Here is a 24609-nt window from a genome sequence, read left to right as displayed (position 1 = left end):
ATGACGGTTTTTTTGGGGCTTGCTTTATCGGCCGGGCCCAACTCAGTCAGATCAGCTCTTCGTAAATCTGGCGGATCGCATCGACATGACGGGCCTGCGAGAACCGCCCCCGCGCGGCGGTCCGGGCATCCCTGCGCATCGTGTCCGCCCATGCCGGATCTGCCAACAGCCCCGCTGCCGCCAATGCCATGGCGCGCGGACTGTCGGGCGGGCAGAGCACACCGCAGCCATGGCGCAGAGCCTCAGGATTCCCGCCTGAATCGGTCGCGACAACCAGAGTGCCGACCAGCATGGCTTCCACCAGCGTACGCCCCAGCGGCTCGTCCACCGCCGGAACCAGCAATTGATCGCACCCCGCCAGCCAGGCATGCCCCGGCGAACGATAGCCCATGCGCATCACCCGCGCGGGCGCCTCGACCCGGGCGATGCGCTCGTCCAGCCGCCGGTCCAGCTCCGTTTCGCGCGGCTCTCCGTACATCACGCCGAGCACCGGCCGGTTGACGATCCGGCCCAGTGCCTCGACCGCCTCGACAAAGCCCAGCGGGCGCTTGCGATCGACGAAGCTGCCAAAGTACCCGCAAATCACCGTATCCGCCGGACTGCCGGTTTCGGACAGGATCCGTGCGCGCATGGCCTCGCGATCCGCCGTGATCGAAACGTCGAACGGGCTGTGGATCACCCGCGCCGTCCGCGCTGCGCCGCGCCGCCCGCGCGGCAGCGCGAAAGCTGAAACCGCCACGATCCGGTCGGCCAGCACCGGCGCGACATAACGCAACCCGCGCGCGCCGGGATCGCCGCGATGGTGCCAGACCAGACGTGCCCCCGCGATCCGCGCCGCCAGCGCCCAACTCGCATGGCTGCGCCCGTCGTTGGTGTGGACGATATCGACCCCGCGCTCCTTCAGGAAGCGCACCCGCTTCGGCAATCCGGTCAGGGTGCCAAGCACTTTGGCGATGCCGATGCTGCGGCCGGGTATAAAGGGATTGGTCGGACGCGCCGGGTCCGGGCACTGGGCGATGCCGGAGAAGAACGCCGCCAGCCGCCCGTCAGGCACTTCGGGCACGACCAGCACTTCGACTTGCGAGGGATCGAGCCCGTCCAGCAGCCCCCGCAGCGAGACATGGCTCCCCCCCAGCGCATCCCCGGCCAGCGGATAGCATACGGTCGGCCGATGCGAGCGCACGGCGACAAGGGGGGCGATATCTTCCTGCCGCGTCTGGCCCGCATCGATTGCCTTCACAGCCCCAGCACCTTGTCGCGATAGGCCAGGAACTCGTCGAAATTGGAGACGCCGTTATGGTTGGCGTCTCCCCAGGCATCGGGGACCCGGGGATTGGCGCCGATCGTCACTTCCCAGTTATCGTCCATGCCGTCCTTGTCAGCATCGGGATAAGGCGTGCCCGCCGTCTGCGCGGGCATCACCGGCGCCGGCTGTCCAATCCGGCCGGATCCGTGCTCCACGTCATAGACGGCCTGATCGTCAATGGAATCGCGGGGGAACGCGCCTGCCTTCTTCAGCACCGAGGTATAGGCGTTCACCGCCGAGGCCGGGTTAATCGTCAGCGGGCACGGCGGCTGGTTGACCAGCGCCTGCTCGGCTTCCGCATTCATGTCCTGAAAGGCGCCGACAAAGCGGTTGTCCCACGCGTAGATCACTGCTGGCGTCCCGATAGACGTACTGGTGTCGCGGGCGATGCCGACCGTCAGGTTCGTCGTGTTCGGCCCGCCGATGAAGCTGTTGCCCACGAAGGAGACCGGAGTACCGCCGAACAGTTCCCACACTTCGGCAAAGCGCGACTGGGCATTGTAGAAGATGTTGTCGACCACTTCGAGGCACGAGCCGTGCGGGAAGTTCACATCCGGCATGCGGTCCCCGTTATGGGCGCAGAGATTGCCGATGAAGCTGAAGTGCTGCGCGTCGGTCGGGTCGCTGGCCAGCAGCGCGCACTTGTCATGCGTCGGGATACCCCATGCGAAGATCGAATTGCTGACCGTGATATAGTCGTTATCGGCATAGCCGTTGATCAGCTCGTCACGCGCCCATGAGGCGCTGACGTGATCGACCAGAACCTTCGTCGCGTGCTCGATAGTGATGCTGTCCTCCGACCCGCGGCTGCCGCCGGGGAGATCGGCGCGCACGCGGATGTTGCGTACCACGACGTCATGGGTGTTCTTGATGACCAGCGGCGTCCGGCCCACCGGGGCCCCGGCATGGGCCAGCACGATGCCGCTGCCGGGCGCGGTTTGTCCGGCGATGGTGAGATAAGGCTGGTCGATCACCGGCGGCGTGGTGGTGAAGCGGATCACGCCTGCCACGCGGAACACGCAGACGCGCGGGCCCGAAGCCATCACGCAGGCGCGGAACGATCCCGAACCGGAATCGGCCAGCGTGGTCACGTAGATGATCTTGCCGCCCCGCCCTCCGGCGCTCGATGCGCCCCAGCCAATGGCGCCGGGAAAGGACTTGGTGCCGCCCGGCGTCGAGACGGTGGGCGGTTGGGCCGCCTCCAGCCGGGCGCCATCGGTGGGTATCAGCGCATAGGCCGCCACCAGCACCATGCCGAGGATCGCGAGTGGCCAGACCTTGCGGCCTGCACCATTCCTGCGCTTTGCCGTCATCCGCCTGCTCCCATGCCCTTGTTGCCGACGAGGCCCGCGCGGGGTGAGGACGGCGAACGGCCCTCCTCTCCCGCCCCGGTACCGGAGACATATCCATATCGCCGCAGCAGCGGTCCAGTGAGGCGCGTGACGATCCGGCGAGTCGCGTCGGGCATCTGGCGCTGCCAGACGTGATCCTCGCGGATCACCAGCCCGGACTGCATCCGGTGCCGGCTGCCCGCCACCTGATGCCCCGGATGGAGCGTTTCGGACCCGGCGCGTTCTTCCTCCGAAGCGCCATCCTGCACGGTAGAAGCCAGTTGCGGCGCGCAGCGGCAGCGGATCGACTCCAGCACGGCCTCAGGATCGGCCACGAAGTCTTCATAGCGAACCCGGATCGTCCGCCCCTTGCCAAGCCTGCGGCACAGCCATTCGCACACAAGGTTCACCATGACCCAGCGCAGCGCGACGTAAGCCGCCGGCTTGGGTCGCAATTCGCGCTGCACACCCGCCTCGATGCTCTTGGCGTGCCGCCGCGACATCGACCACGCCACCGCGCGCGGATCCCGCACGAGGTGGATCACGTGAAGATCGATGCCCGGCATCGACGCCAGCGCGAGCGCCCGGCCGGGCAGCTTGCTCGAATCGAGAATATAGACCTCGCCGCGTGCGCCCTCGCCGTTTTCCTCTTCGTGGCCCACCTGCTCGCCGACGGCGCGGAACAGCGCCGCGTTGGCCGAGTGGTAGCGATTGCGGGACTTCGGCATGAACCGAGCCAGCAGCCGGCGCGGCGCGGCAAGCGATTCCATGCGTTTCTGGACCCTTGCTAGTTCCTCCAGCATTACGCGCGTCTCTTCTCCGTCTCCAGCCGATCCCTCGTCGCCATCCGCGCGCACCATCACGCGGCTCCAGAACGGACAGTCGCGGACCGTGGCGCCGCAGGCGCAGTATTCGCCGTTCTTCCAGGCATGGCGAGCGAGCGCGGTCAGTTCGCCCGCCCCGAACACGTCCGCGCGCATACCCAGCGCGATGTCGAGAAGAGTCGACCCGCTACGCCCGTAGCCGGCTACGTAGATGACCCTTAGCTTGGTCTGGTCGGACGGGTGCTCTGACAAGCCGGCCTCTCGACAGTGACGACACAGGGCGAAGTTCAAACAGCGGGCGAACTCAAACTGCGAAAAATCAGGGGTAGAAAGGCGCAGGGGCAAAGTCCGGCGGCAATCCGGCCCGGTGGCACGCTTCAGGAGTCGATTGCCCCGTCTCGCACCGGCCTTGTTCCGCATCGCATCGCGCGCTGCCCGGGGTGCAGACTAAGTTCTCGTAACATATACCGGCAAGTCACCAATTCGGGTTGCCGGTCATGCCGGATGTCCTGTTGGGGTACCAACTTTGCGCAGGCATCTGGCCATACTTGTCTTTGCCTCGTCCGCGCCCGCCGACCATCATCGCGGCATGGCTATCTCGGTCCCGAACCAGCTTCCCTCCCGGCCCGGCGGCGCGGCGCTGGCCCGGCCGGGCGCGCGACCGCATTCGCGATTCGCCATGCGCCGCTGGATCCCCGACATCCTGACACTGGGCATCATCCTGTCCGCATTGGTGCTGCCCTGGCGTGTGCTGCGCCCGCCGGTGGCCAACATCACGCTTTCGGACGTGCTGCTGGGCGCCTGCACGGTTGCGCTGGTTCTCAAGGGACGGCTGCGCGTGCTGATGCTCGGGCCCTATACGTCGATGTGGGTGCTGGGATTGACCACCATGCTGGGCGCGCTGCTGTTCAGCTCGCTCTACCATGGCGAATTCGTCCGCTGGCCGATCGTGGGCAGCCAGTACATCTTTGCGCTGGTGATCGTGCCGATGACCTTCGCCAGTTTCGACAGCCGCGTGCTGCACCGCTGCATCATCGCCTTCATCATTGGCGTGGCGATCTCTCAGATCGTCGGCTTCTATACGCTGTTCCATTACGACCGCACCAGCCTCGATACCGTGATGGGCAACGGCTACGTCACCGGCAACGGGCGCCTTGGCGCGATGTCGGGCGAGCCCAATCCCAACGGCGCGCAATGCGCGTTCGCGCTGGTGATGATGGTCCATGCCGTGATCGCCCGGCGCCTGCACTGGGGCTGGGCACTGCTCATGCTGGGCCCGATCGGCTGGGGGCTGCTGGCCAGCGCCAGCTTCACAGCCTTCACCGCCGCCGCGCTGGGCCTGATGTGCTTCTTGGCGCTTTCGCGGCTTTCCAACCTGATCCGCTTCGGAATGCCGCTCGTCCTGCTCGTCGCGGCCTATGCCAGCCTTGGCGGCCCGGTTCCCGCGATCTTCGAGAAGCGCGTGGGCACGGCACTGGAAACCGGCGATGCGGACAAGGCCGGCACATTCGTCGGCCGCGCCGCGCTTATCAAGGAGGCCTGGGGCCTTGCCGACGACAACCTGATTATCGGCCTCGGCACCGACCGCTACCGCAAGGCGAGCGCTTTTGCCGCCCCGGTGCACCAGTTGCACCTGCTGGTCCTCAACGAAGGCGGCATCGTCGCCCTGCTCGGCCTCTGGCTGCTACTGGGGGCGCTGGTGATGACCGCGATCATGATACTGCGGGAGGACCCGTTGGACGGGGGGGCTGCCCTGGCCCAGGTTGGCATCCTGCTCATCTACACCACGGCCCTGCCGCACATGTACACGCGCGTCTGGTTCGAACCGATGCTGATATTCCTCGCCTTTGCGCTGGCGCACCGGGCTGAGTGGCTTGAACGGCAGCGCTTTTTCGACGGGGCGCTGACGCGAGCATGACCGACCGTGGCAACGACGCGGGACAGGTCACGCTGAAGCTGCCCATCGCGGGACGGCTGTGGCAATCCTGGTGCGCCTCCACGCTGATCCGGCCCCGCATCGTCAGCATGGCTCACTTGCTGTCCGGCAATTTCGGATCGGGCATGCTGATGGTCGCGGCACTGTCGCTGGCGACTCACGGGCTGGGCAAGAACGACTTCGGCGTGATGGTCGTGGTTCTCTCCATCGGCCGCGTCTGCGAGCGGCTGGTGCGGTTCGAGTCGTGGCAGCCCCTCGTCCGCTTCGTCGCCGCCGAGGAGGCGAACGGCTCGGTGGACCGGCTGGCGCGGCTCTATGCCTATGGACTCAAGCTCGATCTTGCGAGCGCGCTGATCGCCGGGCTGCTGGCCATCGGGCTGGCGCAAGTGGCGGGAAAGGCCTTCGGGCTGGGCAAGGATCACGTCGGGCTGGTGGCGATCTATGCGCTGGCGATCATCTGCAATCCGCGCGGCATGGCCAGCGCGGCGCTGCGGCTGGGCGGGCGATTCCGCACTTTGGCCTATGTCCAGTTGGCCTCAAGCCTGTTCCGGCTCGGTTTTTCGGTGGTGCTGCTCCACGCCCACGCGGGCCTTGTCGCCTTCGTCGCGCTCTGGACGGCGGCGCAGATCCTCGACTCGCTACTGTTCAACGCGCTCGGCTTCCAGGCGCTGCGCAAATCGGGGATCCCCAGCCCGCTCGGCGTCAGTTGGCGCGGCCTCAGCGATGATTTTCCCGGTTTCCTGCGCTTCGCGCTCTCCACCAACGTGTCTTCCACGCTGCGCACGCTGACGCACGAGGTCGATACGCTGATGGTCGGCTACTTCGCCGGAGCCGGGGCGGCGGGCCTCTACTACCTCTCCCGCCGGATCGCGAAATTCGCGCAGACCGCCGGGGACATGATCCAGACCGTAATCTACCCCGATCTGGCGCGGCTCTGGGCGAAGCTGGACCGCAAGGCGCTGGAACGGCTGGTCCGGATCCTGCAATCGGCATTGCTGGTCTTCGCGATCGCCTTCATCCTGATCTGCATGGCAATCGGCCATCCGGCGCTGCTGCTCTTCTTCGGCGACGATTTCACCGACGTCTATCCGATGCTGTTCACCCAGCTATTCGCAGTGGCACTGACGCTCCACGCCGCGCCTTCGCGGTCCGGCCTGCTGGCGATGAACCGGCCGACTTACGTGCTGGTGGTCGCCGTGGGTTCTACCGTGCTGTTCTTCACTGTCGCGCTGGTGCTGATGCCGCGCTGGGGCGCCATCGCCGCCAACTATGCCCATGTGGCCTTCGGGTTTTCGACCGCGCTGTTCCTGGATATCGGCCTGTGGCGCGGGCTTTCCCGTCATCGCAAGAGCGACGCGGCTGCCGCCGAAACGGCCAGCCCGGACGACGGTGACGCGCATGCGCAGGCCCCCGCACAAGCCTCCACGGAAGAACGGACATGACCTCACTGGCCCGCCTGCCGGACGAAACCATGGCCCGCGTGATCCCGGACTCTGCCCCCCGCGTGAAAATCTGGTCGATCCTGAACAGCCTGACTTCGGGCGGCGCCGAAATGCTGGTGTCGAACCTGCACGGCAACTTTGCGCTGCAAGGCGCCTCATCGACGGTGGTGGCCCTGTGCCACGCCCCGACGCTGGGCAATTCGACGCAGACCGAGGCCCGGCTGGCCCGCGAGATCGCGGAAAGAGGCGGTTTCGTCTCGCTCGGGCTGGATCACCGCCGGGGCATGTTTGCCGGCGCCCGCGCGCTGCGGCGACTGTTGCGCGCCCAGCGGCCCGACGTGATCCACGCCCATACCGCAAGAGCCCTGCCGATGATCGCGCTGGCCGGTTTCGGCGGCCCGGTGGTCCTGACCCACCACAACAGCCGCCTGTCGTTTTCACCGCAGATGTTCCGCCTGTTCGACCGAATCGTCTCGCACTACGTCGCGATCAGCCACGAAGTTGCCGATATCTACCGCCGCCATTCCCGGCGCCCGTTCACGCTGATCGCCAATGCCCCCGCCGCCACTTTCGCGGCCTCCGCCCCGCGCGCGGAGATGGCAAGCCCGCTCCGCGTGCTGAGCGTGGGGGCTATTTCGGGCCAGAAGAACTACCCCCTTCTTGTCGAGACCGCGCGCACCCTGCGCGAACAGCTGCGCCGCCGCATGCCGGATGCCCCGCCACCCCGGTTTCGCATCGCCGGGGGCGGCGGCGAGCTGGAGGAGATGCGCGCGCTCGTGCGCAGCCTCGGGCTGGACACCATGATCGATTTTCTGGGCGAGCGCGATGACGTGCCCCGGCTCATGGCGGAGAGTGACGTCTTCCTGAATACCTCGCGATATGAAGGCATGTCGGTCGCGATTCTGGAGGCTTTTGCCTCGGCGATGCCAGTGATCGCAACGGACGTGGCGGGCAACCGCGACCTCGTGGAGCCCTACGGCAACGGCCTTCTCGCACCCGAACGGCCTCACCAACTGGCCGCCGCCCTGCTGCGCCTGTTGGAAACCCCCGGCCTCCATAACCGCCTCTCGCAAGGGGCGCTGGCCACCAGCCGCGACTACACGATCGAGGCCGCCACAAGCCGCCATCTCAGCCTTTACGCGGCGCTGCTGCCGCAGAATCGGGCCGTCGGCGCACCAAAGGTATTAGCCTGATTGCCCCGCTTCCCCGTCCGATGCGCTTTTTGCTTCACCGCCGGCCGGGGCCATAATCGCCGTAATCCGCGAACAGGGTGATCCCTGCGCGTTTCCCTTTCGGAGGGCCAAGATGACTTCCGCACTCGTTCCCGATGTCCCACGCAACGCCCCTGTCCGGCGTCCCCTGCCATATGGACGGTCGAGGAACGACCATACCCCCCCGGCGGAAGGGCAAGTCTCTCTGCGCGATCTCATGCGCATCTTCATGCGCTATCGCACGATGATCCTGCTGATCGTCGGCATCACCACAACGGCGGTGCTGATCCAGCAATTGCTTTCGCCCACGCTCTACAAGTCCACCACCAATGTTCAGGTGGAACTGATCGATCAGGTGGGCACCAACCAGGCCGACGTGAATTCGCGCAATGCCGAACGCGTTGCCAACGCGGTGCGTCTGCACCGGTCCGGATCGGCGGCGGAGCAGGTCATCAAGGACCTGAACCTGCTGCACAATCCCGATTTCCTGAATGAAATGGGCAATCCCACCCTGACCGGCAAGCCGCTGCTTCAGGCCGCCGTGAACAAGCTGCTGTCGATGATCACGATCGATTCCGAGGCCGGTTCCGACCTCATCGAGATCTCCGTCGTGGCGCGCTCACCCGAACTGGCGGCAGACATCGCCAACGAGATACCCCCAGCCGTGCGCGCCCTGCGCGGCGCAATGACCAATGAGCGCCGCTCCGAACTGCTGGCCTCGCTCGAACAGGAACAGCAGGCACGCGGCCGTACCGCCGTGGCATCGGCGCAGCTCGTGGCCGACTTCCGCGAGCGCAACCACATGCTTGCCGGTGCCGGGACGGACGAGGACCTGGCCCAGATCAACCGAATCGCCGTGCAAAGCGCTGCCGCCACCGCCGCCCGCGATGGCGCCGCCGCACGTAGCGCCGGTATCGCCCGCGCCTCAACCATGCAGAGCACGGCAATGGTGACATCGGCCGCGCTCGACCAGCTTGAACGCCATCGCGGCGAACTCGTAGGCGAGGCGTCGAAGCTGAGCACCAGCCTCGGCCCCAATCACCCCGACGTGAAGCGCGTGCATTCGGAACTGGCAGCAGTCGACAAGAGCATAGCTGACGAACGTGCAGCCGTGCAGGCCGCCGCGCAGGCCGATGTCGCCGCCAAGGGCGACCAGATGGCGCAGATCGCGCGCAGCGAAGCCGATGGCGATGCCGCGCAAGCCTCACGTCTGGAGGGCATTGTCGCCGGGCTCAGCTCGATGGCCTATCACAACACCGAAAATCGCGTGGAACTCGACAAGCTGCTGCGTCAGGCCGATCTTGACGATCAGGCCTACAAGTCGATCTCCGCCCGCATCGAACAGGTGCGCGCGCAGATGCAGATGGAAGGCGTGTCCTCTTCCGTCGTCTCGCCGGCAGTGCCCGACTACAACCCGGTGGCACCAACGCCGTTCAAGCTGGCGCTGACCGCCTTCGTCGGCTCCTCGCTCCTTGCCCTGATGATCGCCTACTTGCGTGACTTCCTGGACGATCGCCTGCGGACCATGGCGCAGATCCGCCGCCAGTTCGGCCTGCCGACCCTCGGCATGCTGCCGCTGCTGACCCGCGACACCTCCTTCGATCCGAAGGACAGCCCGGTCATCAAGGAACCGCAATCGCTCTTCGCCGAAGTCGCCCGCTCTACCTATAGCGAGGTACGCGGGTTGCAGAGACGGGCTGGCGTGCAAGTGGTACTGGTCACGTCTCCGCTGCCCGGAGACGGCAAGTCCACTGTCTCGCTCACTCTCGCAGCCGCCGGCATCGCTCTGGGCGAGCGGACCGTGGTGCTGGACCTCGACTTGCGCAAGCGCGGGGCGCTGCAACAGCTCCAGAACGAATCGAGCGCGCCCGACCTTGTGGACATTGTCTGCGGACGTGCAGAACTGGACAGTCTGGCGATCCCGCATCAGGGCAACCCCTATGACCAGGACGAGCCGCTTTCGAGCGACGCGATCGCCCGGCAGATCGTCCTGCTCAGCGCCAAGGAACCCGTGGCCGAACCGGCCGTGCTGCTGTCCTCCAACCGGCTGCGCATCCTGCTCGGCCAGCTTCGCGAGCGTTTCGACCTTGTCATCATCAATGCCCCCGCAACGCTGGCGGTGCGCGATGCCCGCGCCATGTGCAACTTCGCGGACCAGACGGTGATGGTGGCCCGCTGGGGACACACCACCGGAGACCAGATGCGCGCCGCGCTGGAATCGCTGGACGACAGCGTGGGCGGGGTGATCTTCGATCAGGTCGATTACGCCGAACATGCCCGCCGCCGCTACGGCGACTCCGTGCAGTTCTATGCGGACTCGGCCAGCTACTACACCTCGTCAGTCGCGGGCCGCGAGGCCTGGGCCGCTCGGATCCGTCGCTTCTTCCGCGGCCATTCCTGGCGCCCGTCCGAAGTCTGAGCGCATCGGGGAAGAGTGCGATCCATGCGACGTCTCATGACCCGGGCGCTCGGCGCCGCCCTGCTGATCCCTGCCCTGCCGCTGATTGCCGGACTGGCGCTGGGCGTACGCCTTTCGATGGGCTCGCCAGTGCTGTTCCGGCAAGCGCGCGCCGGGCTGGGCGGGCAATCCTTCACCATGTTCAAGCTGCGCTCCATGCGCGAGGCGAACGGCCCCGACGGCCGCCCGCTGTCCGACAAAGTGCGCGTGACGGCCTTCGGGCGATTCCTGCGCCGCAGCCGGCTCGACGAACTGCCCGGGCTGTGGAACGTGGCGCGGGGCGACATGGCCTTCGTCGGCCCGCGTCCGCTGCTGCCGGAGACCATCGCCGGGCTCGGCCCGCGTGGAGAGGCGCGCGGCAGGGTCCGTCCCGGCCTGACCGGCTGGTCGCAAGTCAACGGCAATACGCTGCTCTCGCTCGACGAGAAGATCACGCTGGACTTGTGGTACGTGGACAATGCCTCGCCGCTGCTGGACTTGCGCATCCTTGTGCTGACGCTGTGGGTCATGGCGGGCGGTGAGCGACGGAAACCCGCCGTCGCGCTAGCCTCAGGCGCGGACTGAGCGCACGCCGGAACGCTCGAAAATCAGCGCATCCAGCGTATCGATCACGACATCGGCGGCATGGGCGGAAGTCGGCGGCTCGCCATGGTGGATCCGCCCTTCGCGCAGGATCTGCACCGTCTGCCATCCCCGCGCGCGCGGCGTGATGAAATCCTTGGCGCTGTTGTCGGCGATATAGACATGCTCGGAAGGCGACTGGCCGGACCATCGCTCTACGAGCTGGTAGGGCATGGCGTGCGGCTTGCTGCAACCCGGCGGCAGCATTCCGGTCAGCACCAGCCTGCCCAGCCGTCCGCCCAGCCCCAGCGCGCCCACTTTGGCAGCCTGCATCCGCGCCGGGCCATCGGTGATGAGCGCCGAGGCCGGACCGTCGATCCGATCGAGCAGCCGCGCGGCATCGGGCGCCAGTGTGATCCGGGGCCGATGTCCGCGATAGACCTCGACCAGACCCGCCACCGCTATTCCCGCATCCGCCGCGCCCAGTGCAGCCAGCGCCCGGTCGAAAATCGAACCGCGCACGCCCGCTTCGAGCAGCCGCGCGCATTCCTCCGCAAAGCCGGTGATCCCGTGCATGGCCTCCAGCCTGCGCCCGACCACACCGAAGCCGCTCAATGCGAAGTCCCGCTCCAGATAGAGCGTGTCGTCCAGATCGAGGACGACCACCCAGTCTCCCCGCAGGACCACCTCAGCCATGGAATACCGCCGCGTCGTAGCGCAGCATGGTCACGTCCTCGCGCCAGTCCTGGGTGGCGCATTCGGGCAGCCCGGCAAAGCCCGCCAGCAGGCTTTCGGCATAGCGCCCGCCCGCATGGTCGGCGAGCGGATAGCCGCCACCGAACCGCGCGTTGATCTCGAACACGCTGGGGCCGCGATCGGGATCGTCGATCAACTGGAAGCACAGCACGCCGCGCGCGCCGGGCAACGCGGCCGCGATCCCGGCCGCGATGGCAACGAAGCGCGGATCGCGGGTGGTGCGGCCTTTCTCGACCTCACCCGCGCGTACCGTGAGCCGCCGGTGCGGGATCGCCGAGAGCATGCGCCCGGCCGCGTCGATGTACATGTTGACGGTATATTCGGGCCCGCGCAGCAGTTCCTGCACCAGCATCGGTTCGGCATAGGCGAGCGCGATATCCTCCGGGCCTTCCAGCACGCCGATACCGCGACTGGCGCTGCCGCCCACGGGCTTGACGAAGGCGGGCCAGCGCCACTCGCCCGGCGCGACGCGCACGTGTTCCGCCGGGGCCGAGCGCGGCACCGGCACGCCCGCTTCGCCCAGCACCGCGATGGTCCGCGCCTTGTCGCGCACGATGGCCACTGTCTCGGGATCGCTGATGTGGACCCGCGTCCCCGCTGCGGCGAAACTATCGCGGGTCAGGGCCAGCGCTTCCAGTTCGGTGTCGATGGTCGGCACCAGCAGGTCGATGCGTTCGCGCCTGCAATGATCCAGCAGATGCTCGACATAGGCGGGATCGGTGCAGCGCGGCACCGCAAACGCACGGTCCGCATCAAGGCACGCCGCGCTGAGGTCGGGGTAGAAGTCGCAGGCGTGGATCTCCGCGCGCAGCCCCAGCGCCTCGGCCGCACGGCGAAAACAGCGCGTGAGTTCGACCCGTCGCCCTGCCGACGTGAACAGGATGCGCACCGTGCTCCGCGTCATCAGGGCAACCCCGCTTCGCGTTTTGGGCTGCGCCCGGCCTGTGGTGCGGAGGCGGGCCTGCGTCCGGTTGCGAGGACCCGGGCAAGCAACTGGTCCCAGCGTGCCAGCACCCGCTCCGGCGCGAAGCGCGCCATGGCCGCTACCGCCGCAGGGCCCATCCGCTCGCGCGCGGCGCGGTTCTCGATCATCTCGGCAAGCACGTCGGCCAGTGCCTCGGTATCTTCGGACGCGACAAGCACGCCGGTCTTGCCGGTCTCGACCATCTCAGCGGGGCCGAAATCGCAATTGGCGGCGATCACCGGCAAGCCGGCCGCCATTGCCTCGCCCAGCACATTGGGGAAGCCTTCGTAGCGGGAGGACAGCACGAACACGTCGCACTCCGCGATCCAGCCGCGCGGCACCGGGCTCAGGCCGGGCAACTCTACACGACCGGAAAGGCCGAGTTCGGCCACGGCCGCCTCCAGAGCGGCGCGGTCGGGCCCCTCTCCGTGGATCGTCAGGCTCCAGCCGGGAAAGCGCGGTGCGATGAGTGCGAAGGCACCCAGCAGGACGTCGAACCCCTTCTGCTGCGTGAGCCGCCCCACCGCGCAGATCCGGCGCGTGTCATCGGCGGTCGGAAAGACATCCGGCGTGGGGACCGGGTTGGGAATAGTCACCAGCTTGCGGCGCACGGCCGCGGGAAAGCAGCGGCGTACCGCGTCGGTCTGGCAGACGATGGCGTCGGCGCGGCGGTAGAGCAGGTCCAACGCGCGGTTCCACAAGGGATGCGCGTCCTGCCGCTCGGGATTGTTGCGCTCGGCACAGACCAGCCGCGTGCCGGTGCCCAATGTCGCCAGCGCGGCGATCAGGTTGTTCTTGGTAAGAAAGGAGACCAGCACCGCCGGCCGCTCCGCCGCCAGCACGCGCCGCAGCGCAAAGACCCGGCCAAGCACACCCCATGTCCCGGCCCGCCCGCCAAGCCGGTGCAGCCCCGTCGCAGCGGGAAGCGGATGGTAGACGGCATCCCCCGGCCTATCGAAAGTGACCACCGAAACCCGATGGCCCGCCGCGCACCAGTGCCGCGCCAGTTGAGCGATCACCTGCTCCGCGCCTCCGGCCCCCAGCCCGGAAGCCAGTATCGCAACGTGCAACGGTTCGAGATTTTGCACCAAGGAGAGCCTGCGTACTTTCTTCTGATCTGCCCAGAGTACCGCAAGCCCCGCAGCGCCGGGATCCGATCATGCGGTCTAACCCTTTATTGGCGAAGGGATCATGCGCCGCAGATGCGCATGGGAGCCAGTCGTCATCCAGAGTGATTACGCCCTAATCGCGCTCACGGCATGGCCGGGCAATCGGCGAGAATTGCAACGGATCGAACGATGACGGGGGACGCGATGACGTCGGACGAAACGCAAGTCGCAGCGCCCCGGGGCGGGGTCGTTTCGGTCATGTGCTGGGCGCTGCTGGCCTTGCTGCTGGTGAGCCTGGCCGGACGGATGATGTCCTATCCGATGGGGCGTGACGAGAACCTGTTCATCACCGTCTCGGCCCTGTCGGGAACCGGCGATATCTACCGCGACCTTGGCTACAACCACCTGCCCCTGCTGCCGTGGGTGTTGGGCAGCATCTACTGGATTTTCGGCACCGCGCGGTTCCTGTTGACCGGACGGCTGCTGGTGCTGGCGGGCTGGGTTCTGGCGCTGGTCGCGCTGTGGTTTCTTGCGCGGCTGACCAAGGCAGGATTCTGGGGCTTTTTCGCGCCCGCCGTGCTGCTGATGACCAATGTGCTCCTGCTGGGATCGCCGGGCATGCTGGCGACCAACAATTTCCTGCCGATCCCCTTCGCCTTGCTGTCGATCGGCTTCCTGATCTCCGGCCTGGATGCGGAGCGGCCCTCGGCGCTCTCCTGCCTTGTTGCCGGGATCCTGACGACCGCCGCCATCGCGCTCAAGGTCAATTACGTATTCCTGGCCCCGTTCCTCGCACTGGCGACCCTGCTGGCACCGTCCTCGCGAACGCTCGGGCGGCGGCTGATGCTGGGCACGCTGCCGTTGGCGGTGGGAGGACTGGTCGCCGGGCTTCCGGTGCTGCTGGTCATGGCCGCCGATCCGCAATCCTTCTTCGCCCACACCATGCGCTATTTCACGCAGGCGCAGGCCGCCTACTGGGCGCATTCGTCAGAGCCCAAAGTCATCGGGATCGCGCAAAAAGTCCTGCTGGCCGAGGATATCTGGGCCGCCAACGGCACTCTGCTGACGATAACCGGCTTCGTGGTTCTGATCGCCCTGCCCATGGCGCGCGGCAGCTTTCGCGAGGGTGTACGGATGGCCTTCGCCTGGCCGGTGGTGCTCGCGGCGTCGCTGGCAGTGATGGGCTTCGTCGTCGCCTTCGTGCCGACGCCGTCGTTCCCGCAGTATTTCGTGCCGCCGATCCCGTTCCTGCTGCTCCTGCTGCTGCTGCTGCGCGCGCGCACCCAGCCTGCCGACCGCACCGCCGCCGACGCGGTGCTGGCGGCACTGGCGCTGGTCGCGCTGCTCTGCGCGGTCTCGCGGCTGGGGCCCGGCTTCGCGGCGCTTGGCCGCCCGGCGCAATGGGAGACCGTCTCGCTCCACCGCGACATCCGCAAGCTGGCGCGCGACGCCGGTTTCTCGGGCGGCGAGCGCGCCGCCACACTGTCCCCGGGTATGGCGCTGGAAGGCGGGTTCACGGTCCCCCGCGAATTCGCCGCCGGTCAGTTCGTCTACCGCGTGGCGGACCTGCTCCCCCCGGCCGACCGCCCGTACTTCACCACCACCTCGCCCACGCAGCTCACCGGCTTCCTTGATGCCGACCCGCCGCCGGCGATCCTTGTCGATGGCGAGGAGCCACTTGAGCAGGCCTTCGCGGACTATGCCCGCACCCATGGCTACATTGAGTTTGCCGGGCAGGGAAAGCACCGCCAGCTGCGGCTTTTCCGCCGTCCCGGGCCTCCCATGATGGCGGATAAATAGCCCTTTGGTGCCCTTGCTGGCTAAAGCTGGGCCCCTTCTGGCAATAGCTGCCTACCCCCGATGCCCACTTCGCCGGGAACCCGCTCTGCCCTTAACCTTGCGCCATCGAGCGGAGAATTTTCTCCAGAAATTTCCGTGACCGGAGAACGTGTCATGAAAGTCGTTCTGCTCGCAGGTGGTCTGGGCTCGCGCCTTGCCGAAGAGACCGTTCGGATACCCAAGCCGATGGTGGAAGTCGCCGGGCGGCCGATCATGCTCCATGTCATGGATATCTACGACCACTGGGGACACAACGACTTCATCGTCGCTTGCGGATACAAGTCTTTGGCGATCAAGAGTTTCTTTCAGGCGCTCCACCTGATGTCGAACGACTTCACGGTGGGCATCGGCAATGGCGAGATGGCCCTGCGCCCCACCACCAAGATCGACTGGCGCGTTTCGGTGGTGGACACCGGCCTGGCAACGATGACCGGGGGGCGGCTCAGGCGGCTCCGCTCGTGGCTGGATAACGAGACATTCATGGTCACCTACTCGGACGGGGTGGGCAACATCGATATTACCGCGCTGCTGGAATACCACCGCTCGCATGGCAGGCTGGCCACCGTTACCGCGGTCCAGCCGCCAGCGCGTTTCGGCAATCTGGAATTGGGCGAATGCGCTGGAAAAGGTGGCCAGGTGGTGGAATTCACCGAGAAGGTCATCAAGTACGAAACCTGGATAAACGGCGGCTTCTTCGTCTTTGAGCCGGGCGTGCTCGACTATTTGACGGGTGACGAGGAACCGCTCGAACAGGCGCCGCTCACCCGCCTGGCTCACGATGGCCAGCTCATGGCTTTCAAGCACAAGGGCTTCTGGCACCCGATGGACACCGTGCGTGACCGCGACACACTGGACAAGCTGGGCACGCAGGCGCTGCCGCCGTGGATGGATTTCGAGAACGGGCAGCCGGTGCTTTCCACCGACGGTCCGACCAAACTGCAACATGCCTGACGAGGGCACTCTGGATCAGGCGCTTGCAGCGGTTTACCGCGGCAAGCGGATCCTGGTGACTGGCCATACCGGATTCAAGGGTGGCTGGCTTTGCCTCTTGCTCAGGAAACTGGGTGCCGAGGTTGCCGGGATCGCCTTGCACCGCCCCCCGCAAGGCCCTGACTTCTTCCATTCGGTCGACCTCGGGGAGCTGGTCGACCACCGCATTGCCGACATTCGCGATGCCCGCGCCTATGGCGAGGCCTGCAAGGGGCTGGAACCCGATCTGGTGTTTCACCTTGCCGCGCAGGCGCTGGTGCGGCCTTCCTATGCCGACCCGGTGGAAACGTTCGCCACCAATGTGACCGGCACGGCGATAGTGCTCGACGCGGTGCGGCGCATACCCTCTACGCGCGGCGTGGTCGTCGTTACCAGCGACAAGTGCTACGACAACCGCGAGTGGGCATGGCCCTATCGCGAGACCGACGCGCTGGGCGGCGCAGACCCCTACAGCGCCTCCAAAGGCTGCACCGAACTGGTGGCCGCCGCGTTCCGGCATTCGTATTTTGGCGATCCCGCTGGCTGCCAGATCGCCACCGCACGGGCGGGCAACGTGATCGGCGGCGGCGACATGTCGCTCGACCGGCTGCTGCCCGACGTGGTGCGCGCGACCATGGCGGGCACGGCAGTAACGATCCGCAATCCGGCCAGCGTACGCCCGTGGCAGCACGTGCTGGAGCCCGTGACGGGCTACCTCATGATAGGCGCCAGGCTGCTGGGCAGCGATGCCCCGCGCTATGCCGAGGCTTTCAACTTCGGCCCGAGCGCGGATGGCTTCATCGATGTCGAGACACTCGCCCGCCGATTCCAGCACGCCTGGGGCTCCGGTGTCGCGCAGATCGCCTTCGGCAAGCGGCCGGACGATCCGCACGAGGCAGGGATGCTCACGCTCGATTCCAGCAAGGCGCGCGCGCGCCTCGGCTGGCGGCCCCGCCTTTCGACCGAAGATGCGGTGGCCCTGACCGCCGAGTGGTACCGCACCGCAACGCGCGGCCATGCCGCGATGCGCGCCATCAGCGAGGCGCAGATCGCCCACTATTTCAACGCAACCGCAGACACCCAATCGTTCGAGGGGGCAACGGCAGCATGCGCGTGAATTACGGCCAGACCGTCCACGGCGAGGAAGAGATCGCCGCCGTCCTCGAAGTCCTGCGAACATCGACGCAGATGGGCCCGAAAGTGCGCGCCATGGAGGAGCAGGTCTCCGCGCTCTTCGCCAAGGACCACGGGATCATGGTCAATTCCGGCTCCTCCGCGAACTACCTCGCGATCGAACTGCTGAACCTGCCAGAAGGCAGCGAGGTCGTGACCCCTGCCCTCACGTTCGCGACGACGGTGGCGCCCATCGTGCGGTCACGGCTGATTCCCGCTTTCGTCGATTCCGCCGTGGGCACCTACAATATCGATGTCGACAAGATCGAAGCGATGATCGGGCCGAACACCCGCGCGGTGATGATCCCATCGCTGATCGGCAACCTGCTCGACTGGGACCGCATTCGCGACATTGCCGACCGGCATGGCCTGATGATCGTGGAAGACAGCGCCGATACATTGGGCGCCACTTTGCGCGGAACCAGCACGGGGACACGCTCGCACATTTCCACCACCAGCTTCTACGGGTCGCATGTCATCAATGCGGCGGGCAACGGCGGCATGCTCTGCGTCTCGGACGAGGACCTTGCCCGGCGCGCGCTGCTGCTGCGTTCGTGGGGGCGGACAAGTTCGCTCCATGTCGATTCCGAGAGCATCGACACGCGCTTCAACGTCGCACTCGACGGTATCGACTACGACGCCAAGTTCCTGTTCGACGAACTGGGTTTCAACGTCGAGCCTTCGGAGATGGGCGCCGCCTTCGGGTTGGTCCAGCTCACCAAGCTCCAGGCCAACATCGCCGCGCGCGAGCGTCACTTCCAGCGCCAGTACGCGTTCTTCAAGGCTTACGAGGAATGGTTCGTGCTGCCCCGCCAATTGCCGGATTCGCGCACCGGCTGGCTCGCCTTCCCGCTGACCATTCGCGAGGATGCGCCTTTCACCCGCACGCAGATGCAGATCTGGCTGGAGCAGCGCGATATCCAGACGCGCCCGGTGTTCACCGGCAATATCCTGCGCCAGCCGGCCATGCAGGGCGTGCCCGCGCGCGTATCGCCCGAAGGCTATCCGGTGGCCGATGCGGTCATGAGGGGCGGCATCCTGCTCGCCTGCCACCACGGCCTGACCGAAGCCCACATCCAGTACATGCATGAAAGTTTCGAGGCCTTCGTTGCATCGCTGCCCGCGTCCTCCCGCTTCGAGACCGCCAATGCCTGAGTATTCGCCCAAAATGCCGCTGCCGGGGACAGCGGCCTGACGGAAAAGCACAGACTGCCCGGAAGGCCGGGCCGAAGGGAACAGGAATCGTGGTGCGCAAGTCAGTCTCGCTGGTGACAGGAGCAGCCGGCTTCATCGGCTCGCACCTGTCCGCGCGCCTTCTTGCGGAAGGGGACGAAGTCCACGTCCTCGTCCGCCCGACGACGTCGCTGGCGCGGCTATCCGCGATCGCTGGAAACCTTACGATCCACACCTCCGACTTGCGCGACCGTGAGGCCACGCGCGCGCAAATCGCGGCGATCGCGCCAGAGCGCGTATTCCACCTGGCCGCCGAAACCCGCCTGCCCCCCGAACCGAGCTTCGAGCGGGCCCGCGCGGCCATCGCCTTCTATATCGAACCCACGCTCAACCTTGTGGAAGCGCTGGCGGACCTTTCCGCGCCCCCTTCGGTCGTCGTCCGCACCGGGACCATCGCCGAATACGGCGACGCTGATCTGCCCTATGGCGAGGCCAGCCGCCCCCACCCGCTCTCACCCTATGGCGCCGGGATGCTGGCCACCGCGCAGTATCTTGCGATGCTGGCCCCCACCGTGCCGTTCCCGGTTATCACCGCCAGACTGGCGCTGTGCTACGGCCCCGGCCAATCGCGCGAATTCCTTGTCCCCGCGCTGATCGACGCAGCGATTACGGGTCGCCCCATCACTGTCCGGCGTCCCGGCGACCGGCGCGACCTGCTGCACGTTGCGGATGTCGTCGACGCCCTGCTCCAGATTGCCGAGCTTGCCTCCGGTGATTGCACGCTCGTCAATGTCGCCTCGGGCGAGGCACCGACCATGGGCGAAGTGGCCGACCGGATCGTCGCCATGACCGGCTGCGACCCCGCTCTCGTCACCAGGCTGGACCCGCTTCCCGGCGACAGCCCGGTCGAAATGCGCAGCACCACCGAACGGGCACGCGTGCGCTTTGGATGGGAGCGACGGATCGGGCTTGAGGAAGGGCTGCGCCAGACCATCGCGGCCGAGCAACTCATGCGCAGCATGGCGGGGTGACGGCAGTGAACGCAGAGCCCAAAACCCTTGTCTCGATCCTGATACCGGCCTTCAACGAAGAGCTGACCGTGGTTCGTTGCTACGAGGCAGTGGTGCGCGTTTTCGAGAGACTGCCAGAGTACAGCTACGAGATCATCGTCACCGACAACCATTCGACCGACCGGACTTTCGAACTGCTGGAAGAGCTTGCCCGAAGGGACCCGGCGCTCAAGGTCATCCGGTTCTCACGCAACTATGGCTACCAGCGCTCACTGCTCTGTGCCTACAAGGCAGCCAGCGGTGCTTGCTCGATCCAGCTCGATTGTGATCTTCAGGACCCGCCCGAACTGATCCCCGACATGCTCCAGCATTGGCGGCTGGGCCATCAGGTCGTCTACGGCATCCGCCGCAGCCTGCAGGACAGCTTCGTGGTGGCGACGGCCCGGCGCGCGTTCTACCACTTCATCACCTGGATCAGCGACGACGACCTGCCGGTCAACGCTGGCGAGTTCCGCCTTTGCGACCGGCGCATCCTGGTCGAGCTGCACAAGGTGGACGATGCCTCGCCCTATTTGCGCGGCCTCATCAGCGCGATGGGTTTCTCGCAGATCGGGCTGGAGTACGACCGTGCGGACCGGACGGCGGGGGAAAGCAAGTTTCCGCTGAAATCGATGATTTCGCTGGCGGTGGACGGCGTGCTCAACCACTCGCTGCTGCCGCTGCGGATCGCCTCGATCTCCGGGATCATGATCGGCGTGCTGTCGCTGCTGCTGACGTTCGTCTATCTGATCGGCCGGATCGTGCTGGGACAGCATTGGCCCGCCGGCTTCGCGACGACGACGATCCTGCTGCTGATGTCGATCTCCATCAATTCGATCTTCATGGGGATCCTGGGCGAATATGTCGGGCGCCTGTTCCTTCAGGCCAAGAACGCATCCAGCCCGATCGTCGAGACCCGGCTCAACTTTCCCGACGTGGTCACGCTCGTCGCGCGGGAAACACGATAAGGCGGGTCAGCACGAAGAGCAGCGCGGCATAAGTGCAGACGGCCAAGCCCTGAAGCAGCGCAGTGCCGCCCAGACCCGCTGCCCTCCCCAGCGCGATCACGCCAAGATTGGCGCCATAGGCCGTCAGGAACGCCAGCACATAACGCACCATCTCCGCCCGGCTCGGACGGTGGCGAGCGCGGAACGTCAGGCTGCGGTGCATAAGATAGGAAATCGGCAAGCCCATCGCGAAGCCCAGCACATTGGCGCCGTAATCCCCCAGCCCGGCGAACAGCCAGCACAGGATGAGGCCATAGCCGATCGCGGTATTGGCCGCGCCCACCAGCACGAACCGTGCGAGCGTGGCCAGTTCGCCGCGCAGGGCCACGACGCGATCCGCCGGGCTCACTCGGCCGCCTGGGATGCCGCCTCGGTCTCGCACCCGTAGAACACGCGATACCAATCCGCGAAGCGCTGGAGCCCTTCTTCCAGCATGACGCGCGGGTGATAGCCGGTAAGCGCGTTCAGGCGGCTGACGTCGGCATAAGTGGCGGTCACGTCGCCCGGCTGCATCGGGCGCATGACCTTCACCGCCTCACGCCCGAGCGCCGCTTCGAGTGCGGCGATCATGTCCATCAGGCCGACCGGGCGACTGTCCCCGATGTTGAGCACGCGGTGCAGCGGATCGTACATTCCCCCGCCCGGCGGGTTGTCGAGCGCACCGAGCACCCCGTCGACGATATCGTCGATATAGGTGAAATCGCGCGCCATCCGGCCCTCGCCATAGACCTCGATCGGCTGACCGGAGAGGATATTTCCGGTGAAGCTGAAATAGGCCATGTCCGGCCGTCCCCATGGCCCATAGACCGTGAAGAACCGCAGCCCCGTCTGCGCGAAGTGATAGAGCCCGGCATAGGCATGGCTCATCAGCTCGCACGAACGCTTGGTGGCGGCGTAGAGCGAGACTGGGCTTACCGTGGGATCGTCCTCGGTAAACCCACTGCCTGCCAGCGGCCGGTCGCCGTAGACCGAACTGGACGAGGCATAGACCAGGTGTTCGAAATCCGGCGCATGGCGGCACGCCTCCAGCACCGAGAGATGCCCGGCCAGATTGGAATGCTGATAGGCGAAAGGATGCTCGATGCTGTAGCGCACCCCCGCCTGCGCCGCGAGATGCACGACCCTGCGCACGCCCTCGTGCCGAACCAGCGCTGCCAGTCCCTCGGCATCGGCGATGTCCATGCGGTGGAACATGAAGTCGGGATGCCCCTCGAACGTCGCGAGGCGCGCTTCCTTCAGCGCGGGATCGTAGTAAGCGTTGACCACGTCGATCCCGATCACCCGCTCGCCCCGGGCCAGCAGGCGATGCGCGGTGGCATGGCCGATGAAGCCGGCCGCCCCGGTCACGAGCACCGGATCGCGGCCGCCACCTCGCACCTTTTCATGTTCGTTCACAGACTGGCTCCCTTCCGCCGTTCGGCGCGCAGGCCCTCCGCAAAGGGGTGCTGGGTGACGAAGGGTGCTGGGGGAACCCGCCCCGGGCAATCACCCCTATGGCGATCCCGGACGTGTCATTGGGGTCGGAGCGCCAGCCCATTGGGCGTACCCCGCCCACAACCGGGGCCGCGATGGTAGTGCGCCACGGCTCAGCCTAGACTTAAGGGGTGCCAGCGGGCGATTCATGGCAATTGACCGGAATCGGGCAAAAACCGAACATTCGACTTGCATTCAGGAAGCTAACCGGGCCGGTCGGGCACAGAGATCCCCCCAAAAGGCAACCGTTCCCGCCGAGGCATGGAGATCCCCGCGTTGTCCCAACAGTCGATTCAACCGCTTGTTCATATCGGCTTTCACAAGACCGCCTCCACGCTGCTCCAGCGCACGCTTTTCGCCCGCTCAGACCTAGGCTACGAACGCCCCGGCCGGGACCGCGTCCGCCTTCAGGCCGACTTCATCCGCTACGGCGCCTTCGACGAGATGGAGCCCAAGGTGATCGAGGCCTATCACCGCCTTGCCTACGAAGCTCGCACGCGCGGCCGCACGCTGGTGCTCTCGCACGAGCGTCTCTCAGGCTATCCCGGATCGGGCGGGTTCGACGCGCGGATGATCGCGGACCGCGTCAAGACCTGCCTTCCCGATGCCCGAATCCTGGTCTTCGTGCGCGAACAGCGTTCGATGCTCTATTCCTACTATCTTCAGTATATTACCGACGGCGGATCGCTGTCGTTCCGGCGGCTGACGCGGCCGATCCAGCCCAAGCTGTTCCGCAAGCCGGAATTCGACTTGCGCAGCTTCGCCTATGTCCCGCTGATCGAATATTACCGGACACTGTTCGGTTCGGAGAACGTGCTCGTCATCCCCTACGAAGCGCTGCGCGGCGAATCCTGGCGCATTGCGGTGGAGATCGCGCGTTTCTGCGGCCAGTCGACCGCCCGGATCGAGGCTGACATCTTCGGCGACATGGCCAATGCCAGCATGCCGCTGATGATGCAGCTGCTGCGGCGCCATCTCAACGGGCTGATCTACCGCAACCAGCTCTCCCCGCACGCGCCGATCGCGTTCAATCCGTTCGACCGCTGGTATCGCCGGATGCGCCCGCTGTTCGAGCCCACGCGGCTGATCGATGCTCCCCTGCGTCGGCGCCTCAAGCGCCAGATCGAGGATGTCACCGGCGACCGCTATGCGGAGAGCAACCTCCAACTTCAGCGCATGACCGCGCACGATCTTTCGCGTTACGGCTATCGCTTGTCGGTTCCGTCATCGGCGCCTCAGCCGAGGACGACCGCACCGAACGGCAACGAGGTCACGGTGCGAACCGGCACGGCCTTGCAAGCAACGGGCTAACCTGCGGACGCTGACTGCCCCCCACGAGGCCACCCCAACACCTCGTCGCCCCCGCGAAGGCGGGCCCCCGCTTTTGTTGAGTTCACGCAGAGACGCGGAGACATACAGAGACCGTGCAGCAATCCGCCGTTCTCTCTGCGTGCTTAAAAGAAGAAGCGGGATCCCCGCCTTCGCGGGGATGACGGGGTTTGGGATGGCGATCTCAGTTAGTCCGGCGACCAACGCGCCGTTAAGTCTGCCTTACCTGATCGCCGCCCGCATTTAGACTCAGGCCATCAAAATATCAGGCCGCGCCGATGCCTTGCAGCTTCATGTGCAACGTATGGTGATCGAACGGCTTGATGACGTATTCGTCGGCACCCGCCTCGATCCCCTTGCGGATATCGCCGTTCTCCGAGTTGGTGGTACAGAACACCACCTTCGGCCGGTGGGCGCCCTGCATCCCGCGCAGCGCGGTGACGAATTCCAGCCCGCCCATCAGCGGCATGTTCCAGTCGAGCAGGATCAGGTCCGGCATCGCCGCCATGCACTTGCTCAGCGCTTCCTCGCCATTCTCGGCCTCGGTCACGGTGTAGCCGAGCGCCTCAAGGATACGGCGCGAGACTTTCCGGATCACCCGCGAATCGTCGACGATCAGGCCGCGACGACCACGCGGCGCCTCGGGCACAGCAGCGGCGGCGGCCTGCGGGGCAGGTGTTTCGTCCTCGCGGCGGGCGG

General features: G+C 66.3%; 21 protein-coding genes. 12 read left to right on the top strand and 9 right to left on the bottom strand.

Going from position 1 to position 24609, the window contains the following annotated elements; all coding sequences use genetic code 11:
- Nucleotides 1–46: 46 nt before the first annotated feature.
- From AC1VVK_RS15085 to AC1VVK_RS15075, 3 genes are read right to left on the bottom strand one after another with little or no spacing between them, the layout of a single operon-like run.
- Nucleotides 47–1240: a glycosyltransferase family 4 protein gene (locus AC1VVK_RS15085; RefSeq protein ID WP_482903609.1), complete on the bottom strand. Its 1194-nt coding sequence runs from the start codon at nt 1238–1240 to the stop codon at nt 47–49.
- Complete coding sequence (locus AC1VVK_RS15080; RefSeq protein ID WP_482903608.1) at nt 1237–2619, bottom strand: pectate lyase family protein; 1383 nt, start codon at nt 2617–2619, stop codon at nt 1237–1239. The genes AC1VVK_RS15085 and AC1VVK_RS15080 overlap by 4 nt, the downstream gene beginning before the upstream one ends.
- Nucleotides 2616–3713, bottom strand: a complete 1098-nt coding sequence (locus AC1VVK_RS15075) for a sulfotransferase family protein (protein ID WP_482903607.1) — start codon at nt 3711–3713, stop codon at nt 2616–2618. The genes AC1VVK_RS15080 and AC1VVK_RS15075 overlap by 4 nt, the downstream gene beginning before the upstream one ends.
- Before the next feature lie 337 nt (nt 3714–4050).
- Here AC1VVK_RS15075 and AC1VVK_RS15070 point away from each other — a divergent pair, with 337 nt between their 5' ends.
- From AC1VVK_RS15070 to AC1VVK_RS15050, 5 genes are all read left to right on the top strand, one after another.
- The gene (locus AC1VVK_RS15070) at nt 4051–5379 is read left to right on the top strand and encodes a hypothetical protein (RefSeq protein ID WP_482903606.1); all 1329 of its coding nucleotides are present in this window, start codon (nt 4051–4053) and stop codon (nt 5377–5379) included.
- The gene (locus tag AC1VVK_RS15065) at nt 5376–6839 is read left to right on the top strand and encodes a lipopolysaccharide biosynthesis protein (RefSeq protein ID WP_482903605.1); all 1464 of its coding nucleotides are present in this window, start codon (nt 5376–5378) and stop codon (nt 6837–6839) included. The genes AC1VVK_RS15070 and AC1VVK_RS15065 overlap by 4 nt, the downstream gene beginning before the upstream one ends.
- Nucleotides 6836–8032, top strand: a complete 1197-nt coding sequence (locus AC1VVK_RS15060; protein ID WP_482903604.1) for a glycosyltransferase family 4 protein — start codon at nt 6836–6838, stop codon at nt 8030–8032. The genes AC1VVK_RS15065 and AC1VVK_RS15060 overlap by 4 nt, the downstream gene beginning before the upstream one ends.
- Nucleotides 8033–8144: 112 nt before the next feature.
- Nucleotides 8145–10469, top strand: coding sequence for a GumC family protein (locus AC1VVK_RS15055; protein ID WP_132384731.1), 2325 nt, complete (start codon nt 8145–8147; stop codon nt 10467–10469).
- A gap of 24 nt (nt 10470–10493) precedes the next feature.
- Complete coding sequence (locus AC1VVK_RS15050) at nt 10494–11072, top strand: sugar transferase (RefSeq protein ID WP_482903603.1); 579 nt, start codon at nt 10494–10496, stop codon at nt 11070–11072.
- Here the strand turns inward: AC1VVK_RS15050 and AC1VVK_RS15045 are convergent.
- Genes AC1VVK_RS15045 through AC1VVK_RS15035 form a run of 3 tightly spaced genes read right to left on the bottom strand, consistent with a single transcriptional unit; the run spans nt 11058 to nt 13877 of the window.
- On the bottom strand, nt 11058–11765 hold the full coding sequence (locus AC1VVK_RS15045) for an HAD family hydrolase (protein ID WP_482903602.1): 708 nt from the start codon (nt 11763–11765) through the stop codon (nt 11058–11060). The genes AC1VVK_RS15050 and AC1VVK_RS15045 overlap by 15 nt on opposite strands.
- On the bottom strand, nt 11758–12729 hold the full coding sequence (locus AC1VVK_RS15040; protein WP_482903601.1) for an ATP-grasp domain-containing protein: 972 nt from the start codon (nt 12727–12729) through the stop codon (nt 11758–11760). The genes AC1VVK_RS15045 and AC1VVK_RS15040 overlap by 8 nt, the downstream gene beginning before the upstream one ends.
- Nucleotides 12729–13877 carry a glycosyltransferase family 4 protein gene (locus tag AC1VVK_RS15035; protein WP_482903600.1) on the bottom strand — a complete coding sequence of 383 codons (1149 nt, stop codon included), beginning with the start codon at nt 13875–13877 and terminating at the stop codon, nt 12729–12731. The genes AC1VVK_RS15040 and AC1VVK_RS15035 overlap by 1 nt, the downstream gene beginning before the upstream one ends.
- 225 nt (nt 13878–14102) lie before the next feature.
- On the opposite strand from AC1VVK_RS15035, the gene AC1VVK_RS15030 reads away from it, so the two are divergent.
- The 6 genes from AC1VVK_RS15030 (at nt 14103) to AC1VVK_RS15005 (ending at nt 21069) form a co-directional block, all read left to right on the top strand.
- Complete coding sequence (locus AC1VVK_RS15030) at nt 14103–15698, top strand: ArnT family glycosyltransferase (RefSeq protein WP_482903599.1); 1596 nt, start codon at nt 14103–14105, stop codon at nt 15696–15698.
- Between the two features lie 153 nt (nt 15699–15851).
- Nucleotides 15852–16688, top strand: coding sequence for a glucose-1-phosphate cytidylyltransferase (gene rfbF, locus AC1VVK_RS15025; RefSeq protein ID WP_132384725.1), 837 nt, complete (start codon nt 15852–15854; stop codon nt 16686–16688).
- Nucleotides 16681–17823, top strand: a complete 1143-nt coding sequence (gene rfbG, locus AC1VVK_RS15020) for a CDP-glucose 4,6-dehydratase (protein WP_482903598.1) — start codon at nt 16681–16683, stop codon at nt 17821–17823. Before rfbF ends, rfbG begins: the two co-directional genes overlap by 8 nt.
- Nucleotides 17814–19034: a DegT/DnrJ/EryC1/StrS family aminotransferase gene (locus AC1VVK_RS15015; protein WP_482903597.1), complete on the top strand. Its 1221-nt coding sequence runs from the start codon at nt 17814–17816 to the stop codon at nt 19032–19034. The genes rfbG and AC1VVK_RS15015 overlap by 10 nt, the downstream gene beginning before the upstream one ends.
- Nucleotides 19035–19123: 89 nt before the next feature.
- The gene (locus tag AC1VVK_RS15010) at nt 19124–20083 is read left to right on the top strand and encodes an NAD-dependent epimerase/dehydratase family protein (RefSeq protein WP_165912028.1); all 960 of its coding nucleotides are present in this window, start codon (nt 19124–19126) and stop codon (nt 20081–20083) included.
- A 5-nt stretch (nt 20084–20088) separates the two neighbouring features.
- A complete protein-coding gene (locus AC1VVK_RS15005; protein WP_482903596.1) occupies nt 20089–21069 on the top strand; it encodes a glycosyltransferase family 2 protein in 981 nt (326 codons plus the stop codon).
- Here the strand turns inward: AC1VVK_RS15005 and AC1VVK_RS15000 are convergent.
- Both AC1VVK_RS15000 and AC1VVK_RS14995 read right to left on the bottom strand, forming a co-directional pair.
- Nucleotides 21041–21457 carry a GtrA family protein gene (locus AC1VVK_RS15000; protein ID WP_482903595.1) on the bottom strand — a complete coding sequence of 139 codons (417 nt, stop codon included), beginning with the start codon at nt 21455–21457 and terminating at the stop codon, nt 21041–21043. The two genes, AC1VVK_RS15005 and AC1VVK_RS15000, sit on opposite strands and share 29 nt — an antisense overlap.
- A complete protein-coding gene (locus AC1VVK_RS14995; protein ID WP_482903594.1) occupies nt 21454–22503 on the bottom strand; it encodes an SDR family NAD(P)-dependent oxidoreductase in 1050 nt (349 codons plus the stop codon). The genes AC1VVK_RS15000 and AC1VVK_RS14995 overlap by 4 nt, the downstream gene beginning before the upstream one ends.
- Before the next feature lie 354 nt (nt 22504–22857).
- Here AC1VVK_RS14995 and AC1VVK_RS14990 point away from each other — a divergent pair, with 354 nt between their 5' ends.
- Nucleotides 22858–23892, top strand: coding sequence for a hypothetical protein (locus AC1VVK_RS14990; protein WP_482903593.1), 1035 nt, complete (start codon nt 22858–22860; stop codon nt 23890–23892).
- 283 nt (nt 23893–24175) lie between these two features.
- Here the strand turns inward: AC1VVK_RS14990 and AC1VVK_RS14985 are convergent, their stop codons facing one another.
- Nucleotides 24176–24529, bottom strand: coding sequence for a response regulator (locus AC1VVK_RS14985; protein WP_132385702.1), 354 nt, complete (start codon nt 24527–24529; stop codon nt 24176–24178).
- Nucleotides 24530–24609 lie beyond the last annotated feature (80 nt).

Source organism: Novosphingobium sp. BL-S-32 (assembly GCF_056857055.1).
Note: the sequence above shows the minus strand (reverse complement) of the source record. Positions and strands in the feature narration are given on the sequence as shown.

Coding starts and splice junctions, on each gene's coding strand:
- AC1VVK_RS15060 (WP_482903604.1), top strand. CDS start 6,836: ATGACCTCACTGGCCCGCCTGCCGGACGAAACCATGGCCCGCGTGATC.
- rfbF (WP_132384725.1), top strand. CDS start 15,852: ATGAAAGTCGTTCTGCTCGCAGGTGGTCTGGGCTCGCGCCTTGCCGAA.
- AC1VVK_RS15045 (WP_482903602.1), bottom strand. CDS start 11,765: ATGGCTGAGGTGGTCCTGCGGGGAGACTGGGTGGTCGTCCTCGATCTG.
- AC1VVK_RS15080 (WP_482903608.1), bottom strand. CDS start 2,619: ATGACGGCAAAGCGCAGGAATGGTGCAGGCCGCAAGGTCTGGCCACTC.
- AC1VVK_RS15065 (WP_482903605.1), top strand. CDS start 5,376: ATGACCGACCGTGGCAACGACGCGGGACAGGTCACGCTGAAGCTGCCC.
- AC1VVK_RS15055 (WP_132384731.1), top strand. CDS start 8,145: ATGACTTCCGCACTCGTTCCCGATGTCCCACGCAACGCCCCTGTCCGG.
- AC1VVK_RS15030 (WP_482903599.1), top strand. CDS start 14,103: ATGACGTCGGACGAAACGCAAGTCGCAGCGCCCCGGGGCGGGGTCGTT.
- AC1VVK_RS15040 (WP_482903601.1), bottom strand. CDS start 12,729: ATGACGCGGAGCACGGTGCGCATCCTGTTCACGTCGGCAGGGCGACGG.
- AC1VVK_RS15070 (WP_482903606.1), top strand. CDS start 4,051: ATGGCTATCTCGGTCCCGAACCAGCTTCCCTCCCGGCCCGGCGGCGCG.
- rfbG (WP_482903598.1), top strand. CDS start 16,681: ATGCCTGACGAGGGCACTCTGGATCAGGCGCTTGCAGCGGTTTACCGC.
- AC1VVK_RS15015 (WP_482903597.1), top strand. CDS start 17,814: ATGCGCGTGAATTACGGCCAGACCGTCCACGGCGAGGAAGAGATCGCC.
- AC1VVK_RS15050 (WP_482903603.1), top strand. CDS start 10,494: ATGCGACGTCTCATGACCCGGGCGCTCGGCGCCGCCCTGCTGATCCCT.